General features: G+C 68.4%; 17 protein-coding genes and 1 pseudogene. 13 read left to right on the forward strand and 5 right to left on the reverse strand.

Annotated features, from left to right (window positions below; translation table 11 throughout):
• Window position 1 precedes the first annotated feature (1 nt).
• On the reverse strand, window positions 2–817 hold the full coding sequence (locus EV647_RS12435; protein ID WP_134002307.1) for a nucleotidyltransferase domain-containing protein: 816 nt from the start codon (window positions 815–817) through the stop codon (window positions 2–4).
• A 70-nt stretch (window positions 818–887) separates the two neighbouring features.
• Between EV647_RS12435 and EV647_RS12440 the strand changes: the two are divergent.
• The 8 genes and pseudogenes from EV647_RS12440 to EV647_RS12475 form a co-directional block, all read left to right on the forward strand.
• Window positions 888–3,197, forward strand: a pseudogene (locus EV647_RS12440) (DNA polymerase III subunit gamma and tau); the annotation flags it as partial.
• Window positions 3,198–3,828: 631 nt separating this feature from the next.
• Entirely contained in the window at window positions 3,829–4,515 is a 687-nt protein-coding gene (locus tag EV647_RS12445; protein ID WP_166680303.1) for a Crp/Fnr family transcriptional regulator, read from the forward strand.
• Between the two features lie 112 nt (window positions 4,516–4,627).
• Complete coding sequence (locus EV647_RS12450; protein ID WP_134002313.1) at window positions 4,628–5,521, forward strand: N-acyl homoserine lactonase family protein; 894 nt, start codon at window positions 4,628–4,630, stop codon at window positions 5,519–5,521.
• Window positions 5,518–5,964 (forward strand): SRPBCC family protein, encoded by a 447-nt coding sequence (locus EV647_RS12455; RefSeq protein ID WP_134002315.1) that lies wholly within the window; start codon window positions 5,518–5,520, stop codon window positions 5,962–5,964. Before EV647_RS12450 ends, EV647_RS12455 begins: the two co-directional genes overlap by 4 nt.
• A 113-nt stretch (window positions 5,965–6,077) precedes the next feature.
• Entirely contained in the window at window positions 6,078–6,704 is a 627-nt protein-coding gene (locus EV647_RS42960; protein ID WP_238175421.1) for a YbaB/EbfC family nucleoid-associated protein, read from the forward strand.
• A gap of 1 nt (window position 6,705) precedes the next feature.
• Window positions 6,706–7,305, forward strand: a complete 600-nt coding sequence (gene recR / locus EV647_RS12465; RefSeq protein ID WP_130386913.1) for a recombination mediator RecR — start codon at window positions 6,706–6,708, stop codon at window positions 7,303–7,305.
• Entirely contained in the window at window positions 7,298–7,942 is a 645-nt protein-coding gene (locus tag EV647_RS12470) for a DUF5063 domain-containing protein (protein ID WP_133786583.1), read from the forward strand. Before recR ends, EV647_RS12470 begins: the two co-directional genes overlap by 8 nt.
• Window positions 7,943–7,946: 4 nt before the next feature.
• On the forward strand, window positions 7,947–8,588 hold the full coding sequence (locus EV647_RS12475; RefSeq protein WP_134002317.1) for a hypothetical protein: 642 nt from the start codon (window positions 7,947–7,949) through the stop codon (window positions 8,586–8,588).
• Here EV647_RS12475 and dinB read toward each other — a convergent pair.
• Complete coding sequence (gene dinB, locus EV647_RS12480) at window positions 8,585–9,787, reverse strand: DNA polymerase IV (protein ID WP_134002319.1); 1,203 nt, start codon at window positions 9,785–9,787, stop codon at window positions 8,585–8,587. The two genes, EV647_RS12475 and dinB, sit on opposite strands and share 4 nt — an antisense overlap.
• An 81-nt stretch (window positions 9,788–9,868) precedes the next feature.
• Between dinB and EV647_RS12485 the strand changes: the two genes are divergently transcribed.
• The gene (locus tag EV647_RS12485; RefSeq protein WP_238177170.1) at window positions 9,869–11,080 is read left to right on the forward strand and encodes an MFS transporter; all 1,212 of its coding nucleotides are present in this window, start codon (window positions 9,869–9,871) and stop codon (window positions 11,078–11,080) included.
• Here EV647_RS12485 and EV647_RS12490 read toward each other — a convergent pair.
• Complete coding sequence (locus EV647_RS12490) at window positions 10,963–11,550, reverse strand: dihydrofolate reductase family protein (protein WP_134002323.1); 588 nt, start codon at window positions 11,548–11,550, stop codon at window positions 10,963–10,965. The two genes, EV647_RS12485 and EV647_RS12490, sit on opposite strands and share 118 nt — an antisense overlap.
• A 31-nt stretch (window positions 11,551–11,581) precedes the next feature.
• Complete coding sequence (locus EV647_RS12495; RefSeq protein WP_134002325.1) at window positions 11,582–11,902, reverse strand: helix-turn-helix transcriptional regulator; 321 nt, start codon at window positions 11,900–11,902, stop codon at window positions 11,582–11,584.
• 161 nt (window positions 11,903–12,063) lie between these two features.
• Here EV647_RS12495 and EV647_RS12500 point away from each other — a divergent pair, with 161 nt between their 5' ends.
• The gene (locus EV647_RS12500) at window positions 12,064–13,332 is read left to right on the forward strand and encodes an aspartate kinase (protein ID WP_131292797.1); all 1,269 of its coding nucleotides are present in this window, start codon (window positions 12,064–12,066) and stop codon (window positions 13,330–13,332) included.
• Window positions 13,329–14,429, forward strand: coding sequence for an aspartate-semialdehyde dehydrogenase (locus EV647_RS12505; protein WP_202876150.1), 1,101 nt, complete (start codon window positions 13,329–13,331; stop codon window positions 14,427–14,429). Before EV647_RS12500 ends, EV647_RS12505 begins: the two co-directional genes overlap by 4 nt.
• Window positions 14,430–14,542: 113 nt before the next feature.
• Here the strand turns inward: EV647_RS12505 and EV647_RS12510 are convergent, their stop codons facing one another.
• Entirely contained in the window at window positions 14,543–15,532 is a 990-nt protein-coding gene (locus EV647_RS12510) for a helix-turn-helix domain-containing protein (RefSeq protein ID WP_130386921.1), read from the reverse strand.
• Between the two features lie 1,196 nt (window positions 15,533–16,728).
• Here EV647_RS12510 and EV647_RS12515 point away from each other — a divergent pair.
• Window positions 16,729–17,595 (forward strand): ABC transporter permease, encoded by an 867-nt coding sequence (locus EV647_RS12515; RefSeq protein ID WP_133786576.1) that lies wholly within the window; start codon window positions 16,729–16,731, stop codon window positions 17,593–17,595.
• A gap of 16 nt (window positions 17,596–17,611) precedes the next feature.
• On the forward strand, window positions 17,612–18,400 hold the full coding sequence (locus EV647_RS12520; RefSeq protein WP_134002327.1) for an ABC transporter ATP-binding protein: 789 nt from the start codon (window positions 17,612–17,614) through the stop codon (window positions 18,398–18,400).
• Window positions 18,401–18,403 lie beyond the last annotated feature (3 nt).

Consider the following 18,403-nt stretch of genomic DNA (forward strand, 5'->3'; position numbering starts at 1 on the left):
ATCAGGCGAAGCTGACACGGAAGTGGTTCTGGAGGTGCGCGAGGGTTACGTCCACGAACTCTTGAGGCCACTCGCCGCCGGTTCGTTCGGCGAGGGCGGTGCCGCGGGTGATGAACTGGCGGCAGATGTACTGGTTCGCCGCGATGATGTCGGCGAGCTCGGTGCCGGCGGCCGGGATGGCCTCCAGAGCGGCGCGTTGCTCGTCGGACAGGAACGCGTTCAGGCGCTTGGCTCCGCCGTTTCGGCGTACGCCGCGTTCGGCGAGCATGAGCGCGATGAGCTGGTCGCGGACGACGCCGATGCCCTGGTTGCCGACGATCCGCTCGTCGCGCCCGAGGACCGTGACCAGATTTCCGAGGAAGTAGAAGAAGAGGTTCACGGTGGCGGCCGGCCAGTACGGTTCCCCGGGCCGGCCACCCTTCGGTGCGAGATCGCCCTCCGGGAACAGGGTCCCGTCCCGGTCGAACAGCACCCGTACGCCGTCGTACTGGAACCGGTCGAACGAGGCGAGCGGATGCACGATCAGATCGACGTGCAACCAGTCCGCCGTGATCCCGACCCCGCCGATCATCCCCGGCAGCCGGTCCGCCAGCACGGTCGGCCCGGCGAGCTCCCGCAGTACGTCGTCCCAACGCTCCGTGAACCACTCGGTGCTGTCGTCGGTCACCACCAGATGTACGTCGACATCGCTGAACCGATCGGATGCGCCTGTCGCGTAACTGCCGATCAGGTATACCGCCAGGACCCGCTCGTCGCCGCGCGGTACCTCTCCCGCGCGCGCGATCACCGCCTGCTGCCGCTCGTCCCCAGTCGTCACCGGACCACCCTAGGACGCTCACCAGGGCGGGGGCGGGGAATTGTCCGCGGGCGGCGCTAGGGTTGCGGGCGTGGAAGCGCCCCTTGCCTTGTACCGCCGGTACCGCCCGGACACGTTCGCGCAAGTGATCGGGCAGGACCACGTCACCGCGCCGCTGCGGAACGCGCTGAGCAACAACCGGGTGAATCACGCCTATCTGTTCTCCGGGCCGCGCGGGTGTGGAAAGACCACCAGCGCGCGGATCCTCGCCCGGGCGATCAACTGTGAGAAGGGACCGATCGCCGAGCCGTGCGGGGTGTGCAAGTCGTGCACCGACCTGGCGCGCGGCGGGCCCGGCAGCATCGACGTGATCGAGATCGACGCGGCGTCGCACGGTGGTGTCGACGACGCCCGTGACCTGCGCGAGCGGGCGTTCTTCGCGCCGGTCGAGAGCCGCTACAAGATCTACATCATCGACGAGGCGCACATGGTGACCACGCAGGGCTTCAACGCCCTGCTGAAGCTGGTCGAGGAGCCGCCGCCGCACCTCAAGTTCATCTTCGCCACCACCGAGCCCGACAAGGTGATCGGGACGATCCGGTCGCGGACGCACCACTACCCGTTCCGCCTCGTGCCGCCGAAGGTGCTGGCGGACTACATGGCGACCCTGTGCGAGTCCGAGGGAGTGTCGATCGAGCCGGCCGCGCTGCCGCTGGTCGTGCGGGCCGGCGCCGGGTCGGTGCGTGACTCGCTGAGCGTGCTCGACCAGTTGATCGGTGGCGCGGGGCCGGCCGGGGTGACGTACGAGCTGGCGGTCGCGCTGCTCGGGTTCACGCCGGACTCGCTGCTCGACGCGTGTGTGGACGGGTTCGCGGCGCATGACAGCGCGGCGGTGTTCGAGACGATCGAGAAGGTCATCGAGACCGGTCAGGACCCGAAGCGGTTCGCCGAGGACCTGCTGCGGCGGCTGCGGGACCTCGTCATCCTGTCCGCCGTACCGACGGCTGTGACCTCCGGGCTGATCGAGGCCGCCGAGGACCAGGCGGAGCGACTGCAGACGCAGGCCGCTGGGATCGGGCCGGCGGAGCTGACGCGGGCGGCGGACATCGTCGCGGAGGGCTTGCTGGACATGCGTGGCGCGACCGCGCCCCGTCTGCAGCTCGAGCTGATCTGCGCGAAGGTGCTCCTTCCAGGGGCCGACGACTCCACGAACGGCATCCAAGCCCGCCTCGACCGCATGGAACGCCGCCTCACGATCGGAGTCCCCGGAGGCTCGGCGGATGCTGCAGCGGTCAGCGCAGGTAGGCCGGACTCCCCCCAAGCACCTGCTGGTACGCCGGGCGCTGCCGCCACGAGCAGAGCGGCCGCCCGAGCCGCCGCAACCACAGGCAATCGCCCAGCACACACCGAGCCACCCAGTGCACCGCCCGCTCAGGCTGGCCCAGACGTCGCAGTTGCTCCGGGCAGCACGGCCGGCGCGAGCGATGGGGCTGGCAGCGGTGGTCAGTCGGCGGGCAGCGGACCGGAGGGTGCGTCTGGTGGTGACGCATCTGTGGCTGCTGTGTCCGGTGCTGGGGTTGGTGGCGACGAGGCCAGGCGGTCTGGTGGCGGTGCCGGGCCTGCGACACAGGGCTCCAATGGCGGTGCCGGGCCTGCGGCGCAGGGCTCTGGTGGTGGGGCGCGTACGGGTGCCTGGGGTGACGAGGCTGCTGCACAGGTCAGTTCACCTGCACAGCCCAGCGCTCCGGCACAGTCCAGTACTTCGGCACAGTCCAGTGCGCCTGCGCAGGCTGGTGGGGTCGGGGCCGTTGGGTTGGGGGATATTCGGCGGTTGTGGCCTGAGGTTTTGGAGGCGGTGAAGGCGCAGCGGCGGTTCGCTTGGATCATGCTGAGTCAGAACGCTCAGGTGATCGCGATCGACGATCAGACGCTCACTCTCGGGCTGGTGAATGCTGGCGCTAGGGAGAGCTTCGCGCGTTCGGGAAGTGACGAGATTCTTCGCCAGGCGATGATCGACACCATTGGCGTCGATCGCCGGGTCGAGGCTGTCGTCGACCCGTCGACCGACCCGGGAGCGGGGGGCGGCCCGGCCGCCCGGCCCGGCCCGCAGTCAGGCGGACCTGCTAACTCAGGTGGTTCCGGCCCACAGTCCGGTGGCGCCGGCGGCCCTGGGGCTGCAGGTCCCGGCAGCCCGACCGCTGATGCAGGCGGCGCAGGCATCAGCGGTCCAGGTGCAGGCGGTCCAGGTGCAGGCGGATCGGGTGCAGGCGGTCCAGGTGGCGGACCGGGTGCAGGTGGGCCGGGTGCAGGTGGGCCGGGTGCGGGTGGGCCCAGTGTGAGCGGTTCGGAGACGGGCGGTCCGGGGGGTGCGGGGGCAGGTGGTCCCGGCGTGAGCAGTCCCGGGGCTGGCGGTTCAGGTGCTGGCGGTTTGGGCGCAGCTGGATCAGGTGCGGGTGTAGTAGGCCGAGCAGGTGCGGGCGGCGTTGAATCTGGAGCGGCGGCGGGTGTTGCGGCTCGGGGGACTGTGGATGAGGGGCGGACCGGGCAGTGGGGGGATGGGCCTGGGGCGGTTGCTTTGCAGGAGCCGCCTGATTCTGAGTTCGACGTACCGCCGGAAGATCCTTGGATGGACGGGCCGGCCGCACGGCCTGCGAGGCAGCAGCCAGCGCAGCAGTCTGCGGCGGAGCGGCGGGAGCAGGCCGGGAGTAAGCGTCGGGCGGCTGAGGCCGCGGTTGCCGCTGAGCAGGCGCGGCAGGCGGCTTCTGCGGCCGCGGCTGCTCCTGAGGTGCCGCTGACTCCCGAAGAGGAAGCCGACTCGATCGGCGAGGACGACGTCGTCCTGGAAGAGGACTCCCGTTCACACACGGACCTCCTCCGAGAAACCCTCGGAGCCCAGATCATCACCGAAGAACCCAACTGATCGTCACCCGACCACCCGACCACCCGCCCGGCCGCCCGGCCCCCGGGCATGAGACCGGACAAAAGGCGACCGCCCGGACCCCTGGTGTGGGCTTGTGACGGATGCTGGGCTCGTGGTCGATGAGGACGTCGTAGCAGCGCTGGCGGGCAGCTTTCTCGGGAGGCTGCCACCGGACGTCGTGGGGCAGTTGCTCGCGGCAGGACACCGAACGGATTACCCGGCGGGCAGCACGATCTACCGGGAGGGATCTGCTCCCAAGGCGCTCCTGGTCGTGAACGGGCTCTTGCGCGTTTACATGACCTCGCCAGAGGGACGGCAGGTGACGGTGCGGTACGCGCGGAACTGCGACGTACTCGGAATCGCCGTACTGGTAGGAGGGCCGGCGGATGTCGGTGCACAGACGCTCGCGGACTGCACGCTGTTCCGGATCGATGGCGCGACCTTGACCGCCGTCGGGCGCAACGACAGCCGCGTTGCGTGGGCCTTGGCCGAGGAGCTCGGCCGCAGGCTGTACGAGAACCTGCAACAGACCGCGATCAACGCGTTCGGCACCGTCCGGCAACGGGTCGCCGGTCACCTGCTGGATCTCGCCTCGGCGCAGCAGCGTCCGCGCGGCGACCTCGTCGCACGGGTAACCCAGCAGGACCTCGCCGATGCCGTCGGCTCGGCACGTGAGGTGGTGGCGCGAGTACTCCGGGACTTCCGGCTGGCCGGCCTGGTCGCGACCGCACCGGACCGGATCCAGATCCTCGACGCTGACGGCCTGTACGACCAGTCGTGGAACCCGGCCGCCGGGTGATCGCGGTCACCGGAGCCCACTACAAAAGTCACAGACACGTGGAGACCGCGGGCCGAAGACTGATGCTCTCGGACCCGAATCGGTCGGGCCGATCGCCAGTCGAGGAGGCCAGATGTCCAGCGAAGCGAACACGTCGCAAGCGCTCCGCGGAAATGCAGACCCGATCAAGGCGGTGTCGGTCATCAGCACCGGCAGTGTCGAGATCCACCCCGAGCACGCACTCGGTACGAAGAAGCCGCTGTACTGGTGGTTGCTCACCTCGCGCCGGTGGTTGCCGCCTCGGCCGATCAACGTCTACGTCATCGAACACGCGAAGGGTCTGCTGCTGTTCGACACCGGCCAGGATCGGGCCTCGGTGACCGACGACTCGTACTTCCCCGGCGGGTTCCCGGGCATCGTCTACGAGCGGCTGGCCAAGTTCCACATCGGCGCGGACGAGACGCTCGACACTCAGTTGGCCACCCTCGGGTACGCCGCTTCGGATGTCAGCACTGCGGTGATCTCACACCTGCACCAGGACCATATCGGGGGGATCCCTCGACTCGGCGGTGCCGAACTGCTGATCACTCCGGCGGAATGGGCCCAGCTGACCGGCTTCTCTCCTGAGTCACGCGGATTCCTCCGCGCGCACATCGACGTACCGGGCGCCAAGTGGAAGCACGTCAGCTTCGAACCGGTCACCGACACGGCGTTGGCGCCGTTCACCGAGTCGCTCGACCTGATGGATGACGGCTCGCTGGTCCTGCTCCCGACGCCGGGGCACACGCCGGGCTCGGTCTCACTTCTCGTACGGCGGCGCGCACAGCCGCCGCTGTTGCTCGTCGGAGATCTCACGTACGAGGCCTCGCTGCTCGAACGACGGCAACTACCTGGTGTCGGGAACCGTGATCAGCTCGCGAGGACCACCGAGAACGTCCTGGCCCTCGCCGGACGACTGCCCGGCTTGGTCATCCTTCCGGCGCATGACCCGACGGCGGCGGACCGGCTGCTCGGGGCCTCGCGATGAGCGCGGCGCGGCAGCTGCGATTCACCAACACGATCACGATCGACCGGCCACCGGCCGAGGTGTTCGAGTACTTGGCTCATCTCGAGAACGTGCCGCGGTGGAACTATGCGATCGGTGAGACCCGGAAGATCACCAATGGACCGGTCGGCGTCGGGGCGCGTTACCTGCAGACCCGGACGATCCCGGTCCACGCCGAGGAAACCCTGGAAATCACCGAGTTCGAGCCTGACCGGGGACTCAGCCTCAGCGGAACGCTGAGCTCGATGCCTGCGCGCATCAGTTACACGCTCCGTCCGGACGGGAATGCGACCACCCTGACCAACACCATCGAGCTGCAGCCGCCGCGCCACCTGGCGCTGGTGGCGCCGATCGCGGTCCGTCGGATCAAGTCCGCGGTCGCGGCCAACCTCGCAGTACTCCAGGAGATCCTCGAACGCGCCTGAGCGGACCGTGGACGAAGCTGTCCACAGGGGTGTGGAAAAACTGGGGAGACTGGTCGGTTTCTGGGGGTGGGTGGGCTTGTCCGCCGGACCGGCTAGTGTTGAGGCTCCGGTTGTTGAGCGGTTCGGACGAGGAGATCGCAGTGTTCGACGGTGGCGGTGCTGGGGGCTTCGATATGTCCAACCTGCTCGCGCAGGCACAGGCGATGCAGAACCAGTTGATGGAAGCGCAGGCCGACCTGGAGGGTCAGGAGATCGAAGGATCCGCCGGCGGCGGTCTGGTGACCGCCCTGGTGTCCGGCACTGGCGAGCTTCTCAGCCTGGACATCAAGAAAGAGGCCGTCGACCCGGACGACACCGAGACGCTGGCCGACCTGATCGTCGCCGCGGTGCGGGACGCCTCGGAGAACGCGAAGCAGGCCGCGGCCGCCGCGATGGGACCGCTGGCCGGTGGGCTGGGCGGCGCGTTCGGCGGTGAGGGCGGCTTCCCCGGCTTCGGCGGCGCGCCCGGCGGCGGTTCGTCCGCCCCGGCCGGCTTCGGCCTGCCCGGTGCACGGCCCGCGGTCGAGTCGGGCGACGACGCCGACGGGAACGACGCCCCCCAGACCAACCGGCCGAGCGGCCCCGCCAACCCGGGCTCGGCCAACGAAGGTCAGGCACGCCCAGGCGCGGACGACCGCGGTGGAGTCGGGTTCGTGAACCCGGGCAGCTCGGCCGGCGAGCCCGGTCAGAACCCGGGCTGACGTGTACGAGGGGGCCGTTCAGGATCTCATCGACGAGCTGGGGAGGTTGCCTGGTGTGGGTCCGAAGTCCGCGCAGCGGATCGCGTTCCATCTGCTGGCGGCCGACGAGACCGACGTACGGCGGCTCGCCCATGTGCTCGTGCAGGTGAAGGAGAGGGTCAAGTTCTGCGAGATCTGCGGCAACGTCTCCGAGGAGACGCAGTGCCGGATCTGCCGGGACCCGCGCCGCGACCTGAGCCTGATCTGCGTGGTCGAGGAGGCCAAGGACGTGGTCGCCATCGAGCGCACCCGCGAGTTCCGAGGCCGGTACCACGTGCTCGGCGGGGCGATCTCGCCGATCGAGGGCATCGGGCCGGACGAGTTGCGGATCAAGGAGCTCATGCAGCGGCTGGCGAGCGGTGAGGTGACCGAGATCATCCTGGCCACCGATCCCAACCTCGAAGGTGAGGCGACCGCAACGTACTTGAGCCGTCTGCTGCGGCCCATGGGGTTGCGCGTCACCCGATTGGCTAGTGGACTTCCAGTAGGCGGTGACCTCGAGTACGCCGACGAGGTGACCCTCGGACGGGCGTTTGAAGGGCGACGATCGATCGATGACTGAACCAACAGATATTGCAGAGCGGGCACTGAGCACGGACTCCGAGGATCTCGAGGAGTTCGCGGAGCAGATCGCGGACCAGGTCCGGAGCTTCCTGATCTCGGTCCGCGACATCGCCGCGCAGCCGGACGAGGACGGGGTCGACGAGGGCCTCGCCTCGCTGCCGTACCTGCTGCTCGAGGTGAGCCAGTTGCTGCTCGCCGGCGGCCGGCTCGGCGCGTTCGAGGACTTCGTGCCGGAGGAGCGCTTCGAGAGCGACGCCGGCCCGGACCCGGACCTGGATGCGATGCGGGACCGGCTCGCAGCGCTGTTCGAGGGCCTGGACGAGTATGCGGAGGTCTTCGATCCGTACGCCGCTCCGCCGGAGATCACCGTCAACCGGCTCTCCGACGACCTGACCGCGATCGCGACCGACCTGGTGCACGGCCTCGCGCACTACGAGGACGGCCGGGTCGTCGAGGCGCTGTGGTGGTGGCAGTTCTCGTACGTGTCCACGTGGGGTGCCGCTGCGAGCGCCGTACTGCGGGCCATCCAGTCGCTGATCGCGCACGACCGGCTGGAGCCGGCGCACGACGCGGAGACCGAGGCGACCGACCGTGAGCTCGTCGAGGTCGCCGAAGAGGTCGTGCAGCGCCGCTGACGCGATGTCTGTTCTCGAACTCGTACGGCGGTTGCCCGAGCCGGCCGTCGTACGGCGGGTGAGTCGGGCGCTCGCCGTACTCGATCTGGTGCTGAACGACGATGCATCGACCAGGTACTACGAATTCGACGCGCGCTGGTCCGGGACCGAGGAAGCTGCCCTGATGCGGGACGGGTCGGGGAACGAGTACTCGATCGTGTTCTCGCCGGATGGGACGTTCGCGTACGGGTTCGATCACGAGTCGCCGATGTCGCCGTACGTCAACGAGATGAAGCCCTGGCCCGGGCTGCTGGACGGCGTACCTGAGGTGTTCCACGAGCAGCGGGACGACAAGGCGTTCTGGGACGAAGCGCCGCGGGCGACGGTGTGCTTCTGGCGTACGACGGACGACACCGCCTGGCGCTGCGGTCCGGTGGAAGGCAACGACGGGGCGGACTGGCTGTTCGAACTGGTGGCCGACGGTCGTCCGGAGGCGTACCTGACCTTCGCCGAGGACTACTACGAGCAATCGCTGGACCTCGAGGCCGTCCGGCACGTCTATGCGCTGATGCCGCTGACGGAGTACGTCGTCACGTCGCTCAACCGCCAGCGCCGCTTGGCCGATCTCAAAGACGCCATCGCCGAGATCGGCTACCCGCGTAGTTAGTCCGGCAGCATCGGCATCTCCAGGCCCTGGGACTTGCCGAGGAGGATGCCTCGGGTGATCGCATTGGTGCCGAACTTGTCCTTGACCTGGTCGAGCGCGGAGTCGAGCTCGTTGTTGGCGGCCTTGTCGAAGGGGAGCGCCAGCTGGAGCGCGGCCTCGTTCTCCAGGTTGCCGACGGAGATGCCGATCATGGTGAGGCCCTGGGCGGTGATCAGCGGATGGGCCGCGCGGAGCAGCGCGCGGGCGGTGACCAGGATCGCGCGCGTCTGATCTGTTGCCTGCGGCAACGTGTGGGACCGGGTGGCCCGGGTGAAGTCGTCGAAGCGCAGCCGCAGCGTCACCGTCCGCCCCGAGCGACCCGCGGAGCGCATCCGCCGACTGACGCGATCGACGAGACCTGCGAGTACGGCGTCCAGCGTGGCCGGCGACTTCGGTGAACGGCCCAGTGCCCGTTGCGATCCGATCGACCGGCGCCGTCGCCCCACCTCGATCGGACGCGGGTCCCGGTTGTGCGCGAGGGCGTGCAGATGCCGCCCGGAGGCTCGGCCGAGCATCGCGACCAGCGCCGCCTCGGGCAGCATCGCGACATCGCCCACCTTGGTCAGCCCGCGACTTCGCAGCTTCTCCGCCGTCACCTCGCCGACGCCCCACAACCGCGAAACATCCAACGGGTGCAGGAACTCCAGCTCGCGGTCCGGCGCGACCTCGAGCAGTCCGTCCGGCTTCGCGACGCCGCTCGCCACCTTCGCCAGGAACTTCGTCCGCGCAATCCCGACCGTGATCGGCAGCCCGACCCGCGACAGCACCTCCGCACGGAGACGTCGCGCGATCTCCAGCGGCGTACCGCGGATCTTCCGCAGGCCGCCCACATCCAGGAACGCCTCGTCGATCGAGAGCCCCTCGACCAGTGGAGTGGTGTCCTCGAAGACCTTGAACACCGCCTTGCTGGCCTCGGAGTATGCCGACATCCGCGGCTCGACCACGATCGCGCCCGGGCACCTGCGCAACGACTGCCCGCCGTTCATCGCCGTCCGCACCCCGAACGCCTTGGCCTCGTAGCTGCACGCGAGCACGACACCGGCGCCCACGATCACCGGCCGGCCGCGCAGGCGTGGGTCATCGCGCTGCTCGACCGATGCGTAGAACGCGTCGAGGTCGGCATGCAGGATGGTCGCTGCCTGCGGTTCGGGCACGAACATATGTTCGCATAGACCGCCGACAAGTGAGATAGGGAGAATTCCCGACGCGGCGGACATCGATGTCAGGAAAGAATGAGCCTTATGGACCTGACGGCGTACCGCGATCTGTGGAAGACCCAAGGCGTGATGGCGCTGCTCGCCTCGGCCTTGATCGCGCGGTTGCCGGTGCTGGCGACGATGGTCCCGCTGGCGTTCCTGGCCAAGGACGCGGCCGGCAACTTCGGCTGGGCCGGTGTGGTCGCAGGCGCCTATTCGGTCGGTACGGCGGTTGCGAGCGTCGTCTGGTCCCGGATGGCGGACCGTAAGGGTGCCCGCAAGGTCGTGATCGGCACCGGGCTGGCCTGGGGCGTCTGGATGGCAGTGCTCGCCCTGCTGCCGTACAGCTGGTACCGGCTGTTCCCGATCGCGGCTGCGCTGGCCGGTGTGTTCGTCGCGCCCGTCACGTCCGCACTGCGCGCCAACTGGCCGCGGATCGTGCACGGCTCCCGCCTCCGTGCGGTCTACTCACTGGACGCCACGGCACAGGAGCTGCTGTTCGTCTTCGGTCCGATGCTCGGCGCGGTCATGGTCAGTTTCGCGAGTCCGCGAGCCGGTCTGCTGGCCTGTGCGGTCACGGCGGCGGCAGCGATCTGGTGGTTCGGTCTGAACCAGCAGCCCGGCGTACCGCACAACGAGGGCGCCGGTCCGCGTCCCACTGCCCGGCAGCTGGTGTTCCATCCGCACCGTACGCCGATCCTGTTCGCCTGGGCGTGCCTCGTGATGGGGTTCGCGTCGATGTCACTCGGCATGGTCGCCGTCGCGGACGAGCACGGGAACCGGCTGATCGCGGGCATCCTCGAGACGGTCGCAGCGGTCGGCAGCGTGACCGGCGGTGTGATCAACGGCGCCCTGCCCGGCGGACGTACGTCGGCCGTGTGGCGGCGGATGCTGCTGTTCGCCGGACTGGTCGCCGCCTGCATCTTCGTGACGTCGTCCGTGGTCGCGCTGGCGATCGGGATGTTCGCCGCGGGCTGCATGATCGCTCCGACGGTCGCGGCGCTCTACGAACGCGTCGGCGCGCTCACCCCGGCGTCCGCTCACACCGAAATCTTCGGGTGGACGCAGAGCGGTGGAATGGTTGGATCGGCCATCGGCTCCGCCGTCGCCGGCGCGGTGGTCGAGGCGTTCGGCGTTCGCTACGCGTGGGTCCTGACGGCGGGCCTCACCGTACTCGCGACCCTGTCCCTGCTCCGCGTTCCGCCCCACCGGCCGGTCGACACCAGTGCCGTCGACGGCGCCGCGGTCGCGGCGTAGCGCACGCGGTAGTCCGCCTCCAGTACGCCGCCGTCGCGGGCGCACATCGAGATCAGTTGCAGGTGCCGCCGGTCCAGAAGCATGCCGCGACCCGCCGCGACCGGGTGGATGAGCAGGGAGATCTCGTCGAGCAGGCGCCACCGCAGCAGCGCCCGGACCAGCGTCAGGCTGCCGATCACGCGCAGGTCGTCACCGGGCACGGCCTTGAGGGCGGACAGCACCCGGCGGGTATCGCCCTGCAGTATCTCGGTGCCCGGGCGCGCGACCACGGGACGGGATCCGACCACGAGGTTCCGGGTGTGCTCGAGTCCTTCGAGCGAACCGGCGTACCGCTCGAACGTGCGCCGGCCCCACAGCACGGTCCCGCTCTCGGGCAGCAGTTGCTCGATCGCCGGCCGCGCCAGCCATTGCTCCGGCCGCTCGACGATGCCGTCCTCGGACATGCACAACCTGGCCACGATGTTCCGCATACCAACTGAGATGCAGGTAATGCCCCGAAGGTTATGTCCGGCGGCCGCGGTGCAGTTCGGTCTCCAGGGCGTCGAGCCGGTTCGTCCAGAACTTGCGGTACCGGTCCAGCCAGCTGTCGATCTCCCGCAGCGGCTCGGGATCGACGGCGTACAGCCGCCGGGTGCCGTCGACGGTCACGGTTGCGAACCCGTTGTCGCGCAGCACCCGCAGGTGCTGGGACACGGCCGGCTGGCTGATGCCGAACTCCGCGCCGATCGTGCCGGCGATACTGCCGGCCGGCAGCTCGCCGTCGGCGAGCAGCTCCAGGATCCGGCGCCGGACCGGGTCGCCGAGAATGTCGAACGCGTGCACCGGTACAGTATTTCAGCGATGACTTATATGGACAAGTGCGGCTGACCGGTTGCTGGTCAGCCGGTAGGCAACGGTCAGGTCACGGCTAGAATGACCGATGAGACTACGCCTGGTGCAACGCCGCACGGCGTACCGCAACCAGTGGTTTGAGGAGAAACACTGTGGGACGCGTCGTACACAAGTACGGCGGTTCTTCGGTCGCCGACGCCGATTGCATCAAGCGCGTGGCCCAACGGATCGTCGCGACAAAGAAGGCCGGGAACGACGTCGTGGTGGTCATCTCCGCCATGGGCGACACCACCGACGAACTGATGGACCTGGCCCAGCAGGTCTCTCCGCTGCCCCCGCCGCGCGAGCTGGACATGCTGCTCACCTCCGGTGAGCGGATCTCCGCCGCGCTGCTGGCGATGGCGATCGCCAACCTGGGGTACGAGGCCCGGAGTTTCACCGGTTCGCAGGCCGGCGTGATCACGACCGCCGCGCACGGCAACGCGCGCATCATCGACATCACACCGGGCCGGATCGAGGACGCGCTGGGCGAGGGCCACATCGCGATCGTGGCCGGTTTCCAGGGCGTCGCCCAGGACACCAAGGACATCACCACGATGGGCCGCGGCGCCTCCGACACCACCGCGGTCGCGCTCGCCGCCGCGCTGGAGGCCGACTACTGCGAGATCTACACCGACGTGGACGGCATCTTCACCGCGGACCCGCGGATCGTGCCGGCCGCCCAGCAGATCCCGAAGATCTCCTACGAGGAGATGCTCGAGATGGCTGCCTGCGGCGCCAAGGTGCTGCACCTGCGCTGCGTCGAGTACGCGCGGCGTTACAACGTCCCCGTCCACGTGCGTTCCTCCTTCTCGCAGAAGGAAGGCACCTGGGTCGTCGATGCGAAGGAACTGGATCAGATGGAACAGGCGATCATCTCCGGCGTCGTGCAGGACCGCGGCGAAGCCAAGATCACCGTGGTCGGCGTGCCCGACAAGCCGGGTGAGGCGGCCCGGATCTTCGAGACGGTCGCCGGTGCCGACACCAACATCGACATGATCGTGCAGAACGTGTCGGCGGTCGCCACGAACCGCACCGACATCTCGTTCACGCTGCCCCGCGCCGACGGCGCCCGGGCGATGTCCGCGCTGGCGCGGATGAAGGACGAGGTCGGCTACGAGCAGTTGCTGTACGACGACCAGATCGGAAAGGTCTCCGTCGTCGGAGTCGGAATGCGCTCGCACCCGGGCGTTTCCGCGAAGTTCTTCTCCGCGCTCGCCGACGCCGGCGTGAACATCGAGATGATCTCCACCTCGGAGATCCGGATCTCGGTGGTCGTGGACGAGAACCTGGTGGACGCCGCCGTGACCGCGGCGCACACCGCATTCGACCTGGACGACGAGCACACCCAGGCTGTCGTGTACGGAGGAACGGGACGGTGACCCCTGTGAGCGCTGTGGAGAACACGATCGAGGACCGGGCGGGTCTGCCCTCCCTGGCGGTGGTCGGTGCGACCGGCGCCGTCGGGTCGGTGATGCTGACCTTGCTCTCGACCAGGCAGAACGTCTGGGGAGAGATCCGGCTGATCGCCTCCGAGCGCTCCGCGGGCAAGCGGCTCAAGGTCCGCGGCGAGGAGGTCGAGGTGGTCGCGATCAGCGACGCCGCCTTCGACGGCATCGACGTGGCGATGTTCGACGTACCGGACGAGGTGTCGGCGCACTGGGCGCCGATCGCGGCCGCCAAGGGCGCCGTCGTGGTGGACAACTCCGGTGCGTTCCGGATGGACCCGGACGTGCCGCTGGTGGTCCCGGAGGTGAACGCCGAGGCGGCCCGGAACCGGCCGAAGGGCATCATCTCCAACCCGAACTGCACGACGCTGTCGATGATCGTCGCGATGGGCGCGCTGCACCACCGCTACGAGCTCGAGCAGCTGGTGGTGGCGTCGTACCAGGCCGCGTCGGGTGCCGGGCAGGCCGGGATCGACACGCTGTACGACCAGTTGACCAAGGTGGCCGGGAACCGCGAGCTGGGCAGCACGCCTGGTGATGTACGGCGGTTGGTCGGCAACGATCTCGGGCCGTTCCCGGCTCCGTTGGCGCTGAACGTCGTACCGTGGGCCGGCTCGCTCAAGGACGACGGTTGGTCGTCGGAGGAGCTGAAGGTCCGCAACGAGTCCCGCAAGATCCTCGGGCTGCCGGACCTCAAGGTGTCCGCGACCTGTGTGCGGGTCCCGGTCGTCACCACGCACTCGCTGTCGGTGCACGCGCGGTTCGTCCAGGAGGTCGACGCCGACGGCGCTCGTGAGGTACTGCGGGATGCTCCCGGCGTGCTGCTCTTCGACAACCCGGCCGAGGGGGAGTTCCCGACGCCGGCTGACGTGGTCGGCACCGACCCGACGTGGGTGGGGCGGATCCGGAAGTCGCTCGACGATCCGAACGCGCTGGAGCTGTTCGTCTGCGGCGACAACCTCCGCAAGGGCGCTGCGCTGAACACCGCCCAGATCGCCGAGGTCGTCGCCAAGGAGTTCACCCCCGCCTAGGCCTGAACACAAGCCCGATGCCCTACACGGGGGTGGGGTGAGAGGGCCAAGGCCTGAACACGAGCCAAATGCCCTACGCGGGGTGCGAGGGCCGTGGCGGGGGGCTGCGTGCGCTACAGCCAGTTTTCTCGGGCGGCGTGGAGGGCTAGTTGGAAGCGGGTGCTGGCGCCTGTGCGGTTCATCAGGCGTTCCAGGTAGCGGAAGAAGGTCCGGCGGCTGATGCCGAGCGTGCGGGCAATGGTGTCGTCCGCGGCGCCGGTCGCCAGCAGGGCCAGCAGGCGGCGCTCGATCGGCTCCAGGCGGTCGTCCTCGGCGCCCACCGACGCGTGCAGCGGCAGCGCGTTGCGCCAGCACAGCTCGAACATCCCGATCAGCGCGGACAGCAGACTGCTCGGCCGGATGATCAGCAGCGACCGGTTCACGTCGGTGTCGCGCGCGGACATCGACACGAACGCGATCGCGCCGTCGATGATCGTCAGCTTCGCCGGTACGTCGGGTAACACCCGCGCCTGCTCACCGGCCTCCACACAGGGGAGGATGTTCTCGGTCAGGTACCCGGGCACCTCGACCGACTCCGGCGAGTACACGACCCGGTAGGACACGCCGCGGCGGAGCTGGTCGATCTCCTCCTGGTTCGGTCCGCCGATGTAGTACGGCGGGGAGTCGATGGCCAGGATCTCGCGCTGTACGCCGCTCTTGATCTGGTGGATCCGCTCGACGATCGCGCTCCCGGTGACGACCTCGATCAGGTGCGTGGTCGACTCGTTGTGCACGGTCCGGCGGAACTCGTCGTACGCGTTCAGGACCTCGATCCGGGCCTGCTTCAGCTCGGACTCGCGGCGCAGCGTCATCGCCTCCAGGCCCGCGTCCGGCGGCACCGGCAGGTAGCGCGAGTGGTCCGACCCGGATCGCCGCGCCAAGCCGGCCTGCACCAGGCCCCCAAGGGTGGCGTCGATCGAGCGCTCCCGGTCGGGGACCGCCTCGCCCAGTTCGGTGATCGACGACGGACCGGTCCGCAGCAGGTGCTGGTAGACCTTGATCTCGTCGTCGTTGAGCCCGAGCACCTTCAAATGGCCGACACGCTCCGTGTCCGTTGTGCTCACAACGCTCCCCTCCCTTCCGACTGCTGTCACCGTCCGCTACCGCCCCTCCAGCCTAGGCGGGGCAATCCAGAGCCGTCGGCACTGAACGTGTCGACCCAAATGCACGCAGCGAGATTTGTTGTCCTGTCAGCATTATTGTGCCGTGTCACCATCTGGCCACCATTTCCGCGCAGTCGTGAGCGAGAATTGAGGTCCAGCAGCCCGGCGACGGACCACCTGAGCGCCGCCGGGCTGCTGTTCCAATTCTGGCCTGAGTTGGCTGTCTCGTCAGCGGAGCCTGTTTCGGTTGGGTCTCGATCCCGGCGCATCGGTGCCCTCGCACTTCCGTGCCATCACTGGCTGTGCCGGAGGGTGTACAAAATGTGGCATCTCCAATCGTGAGGCCGATGAGGAGGAGTGCCCGATGCGACCGGTTCCGCCCTGTGCCGCCGACCGTACCGGTGCCGCCGTCCCCAGCGTCCGCGGGTCCTCGCAGGGATCCCGGCGGGCGTTTGTCCTCCTGCGGTCTCCGGTCCGTCCCCACACCTGCTGCGCGCACCTGCCGGCGAACGCAGCACCTCTGGGGACGGACGCGAGGCGCGATGACCGCCGCCCTGGTCATCGTGCTGCCCGATCCGGCGCGGCTGTCCGCCACCGCCCAGTGCGGACGTGCTCCCGGATCGACGGTGGAACCCCAGGGGGTGCTGAAGGGTGCTCCGTGGATGGTGAGGCTGTCCATGGGGAGCGCGGATGTGATGTTGCGTGTCACGTCCGCCGCCCGGCACGCCCCGGCCAGGACGCACTTCCTGGGGTCCCGCCCACACCACCCGTGCCCGCTGACCTCTCTGGTCACGCGGCCGGTGTGACACGTCACGTCAACTTCGCACGGCGCAGTAGCGTCGTACATCGTGAATTGACCGCGATTTGACTTGGCTGGAAGGCGTTTTGGTCGTCCCAGGCTGTCAAATGTATATTCCGGATAACGATCGGCGAAGGACGACGCAGGTGTTGTGGATGCAGCGGGGTACGACGTTTGGTAGCCGTCCGTACGTCGTTGCTCACTAAGGAGGACCGCTGTGTCGTCGGCGTCCGTGCCGATCCGCTACTCTGCTTCCCGGTCTGCGTGGCACGTCGCCGTACCCCGGGCGGCTACCGCCGAAACCCAGGTGATCGGCCATCGTGGATCCAACTTTCCGGCAGAGAGAGGCATCGCCTGAATGAACGCGACTAGCGTCGACGAGGAGTTCAACCCGTCGGTGCACGTGTACGAACCACACAAGGTCGGTCTGCCGGCACTGCGCCCGTACTTCAAGGCGCTGTGGCAGCGGCGGGAGTTCGCAGCGGAGATGTCCCGGACCAACATCCGGGCCGCGAACACGAACACCTTCTTCGGCCAGGTGTGGCTGGTGCTGAACCCACTGCTGCTGGCAGCGGTCTACTACCTACTGGTCGACATCATCGCCGGTGGGAGTTCCAAGATCGACGCCGGCGAGCGGTTCGCGCACATGTGCGGCGGCCTCTTCGCCTTTTACTACTTCTCCGGTGCGATGACAGCGGGCGCGGCCAGCGTCGTCGGCGGCGGCAAGCTGCTGATGAACCAGTCGTTCCCGCGGATGTTGCTGCCGCTGTCGGCGGTGCGGACCGCGTTCTTCCGCTTCCTGCCGACCTTGGTCGTCTATCTGGTCATCCACCTGGCGATGCGGCAGCCCCTGCACTGGGCGATGCTGCTGGCCCCGGCGTTCCTGATCATGCTGACGGTGTTCGCCGCCGGCATGGGCATGATCTTCGCCGCCCTGCAGGTGTACTTCCGCGACACGACCAGCTTCCTGCCGTACTTCGTGCGGATCTGGCTGTACCTGTCGCCGGTGCTGTGGTTCGCCGAGCAGGCTCCGGCCAAGTTCAAGGGCTTCATCCAGTACAACCCGCTCTACCCGCTGATCGGCGGCTGGGCGGACCTGCTGGTGCGTGGCGACATCCCGAAGTGGCAGATGTGGGCCGGCGGTGGGTTCTGGGCGGTGGTCGCCTTCGTGATCGGCTCGCTGTTCTTCATGTCGAGGGAGCGTGAGTTCGTTGTCCGTCTCTGACACTGAGAAGAAGCCGATGCAGAAGAGCCCTTCGGACATTCCGGCCGTCAAGGTGCAGGACGTGTCCATCACCTACCGGACCACGTTCGAGCGGGTGCCGACCTTCAAGAGCGCCCTGGTGCGTTTCGGTCGCGGCGAGCGGGCGGTCCGCGAGGTCAAGGCCGTCCAGAACGTCTCGTTCGACGTCAACCACGGGACCACGATCGGCATCATCGGCGCGAACGGCGCCGGCAAGTCGACGCTGATGCGCGCGGTCGCCGGCATCCTGCCGCCGACCACGGGCCGGATCGAGGTGCACGGCCGGGTCTCCACCCTGCTGTCACTGGGCGTCGGCTTCAACGCAGCCCTGTCCGGCAAGGAGAACGTGGTCCTCGGTGGACTCGCGGCGGGTCTGAGCCGCAAGGAGATCGAGGCCCGGTACGAGGAGATCGCGGAGTTCGCCGAGCTCGGTGACTTCATGGAGATGCCGATGCGGACGTACTCCTCCGGTATGTTCAGCCGGCTGGCGTTCTCCGTCGCGGTGCACATGGACCCGGACATCCTGCTGATCGACGAGGCATTGTCCGCCGGTGACGCGTCGTTCAAGACCAAGGCCGCGGCCAAGATGTCGGAGCTGGTCACCAACAGCCGGACGATGTTCCTGGTCAGCCACGCGATGAGCAGCGTCCGCGAGCTGTGCAACGACTGCATCTGGTTGCACAAGGGCAAGCTGATGATGCGTGGCGAGCCGAACGAGGTCATCCAGGCCTACACGAAGTTCCTGCAGGTCGGCGAAGCAGAAGCTGTCTCACTCGAGGACCTCTGACCA

The organism is Kribbella sp. VKM Ac-2566 (genome assembly GCF_004366005.1).
GTDB lineage: Bacteria > Actinomycetota > Actinomycetes > Propionibacteriales > Kribbellaceae > Kribbella > Kribbella pratensis.

Bases quoted from the DNA above. Each gene is read 5' to 3' on its own strand.
- EV647_RS12450 (WP_134002313.1), top strand. From the start codon at position 4,628: ATGTCCAGCGAAGCGAACACGTCGCAAGCGCTCCGCGGAAATGCAGAC.
- EV647_RS12455 (WP_134002315.1), top strand. From the start codon at position 5,518: ATGAGCGCGGCGCGGCAGCTGCGATTCACCAACACGATCACGATCGAC.
- EV647_RS12470 (WP_133786583.1), top strand. From the start codon at position 7,298: ATGACTGAACCAACAGATATTGCAGAGCGGGCACTGAGCACGGACTCC.
- EV647_RS12475 (WP_134002317.1), top strand. From the start codon at position 7,947: ATGTCTGTTCTCGAACTCGTACGGCGGTTGCCCGAGCCGGCCGTCGTA.
- dinB (WP_134002319.1), bottom strand. From the start codon at position 9,787: ATGTTCGTGCCCGAACCGCAGGCAGCGACCATCCTGCATGCCGACCTC.
- EV647_RS12485 (WP_238177170.1), top strand. From the start codon at position 9,869: ATGGACCTGACGGCGTACCGCGATCTGTGGAAGACCCAAGGCGTGATG.
- EV647_RS12490 (WP_134002323.1), bottom strand. From the start codon at position 11,550: ATGCGGAACATCGTGGCCAGGTTGTGCATGTCCGAGGACGGCATCGTC.
- EV647_RS12515 (WP_133786576.1), top strand. From the start codon at position 16,729: ATGAACGCGACTAGCGTCGACGAGGAGTTCAACCCGTCGGTGCACGTG.
- EV647_RS12520 (WP_134002327.1), top strand. From the start codon at position 17,612: ATGCAGAAGAGCCCTTCGGACATTCCGGCCGTCAAGGTGCAGGACGTG.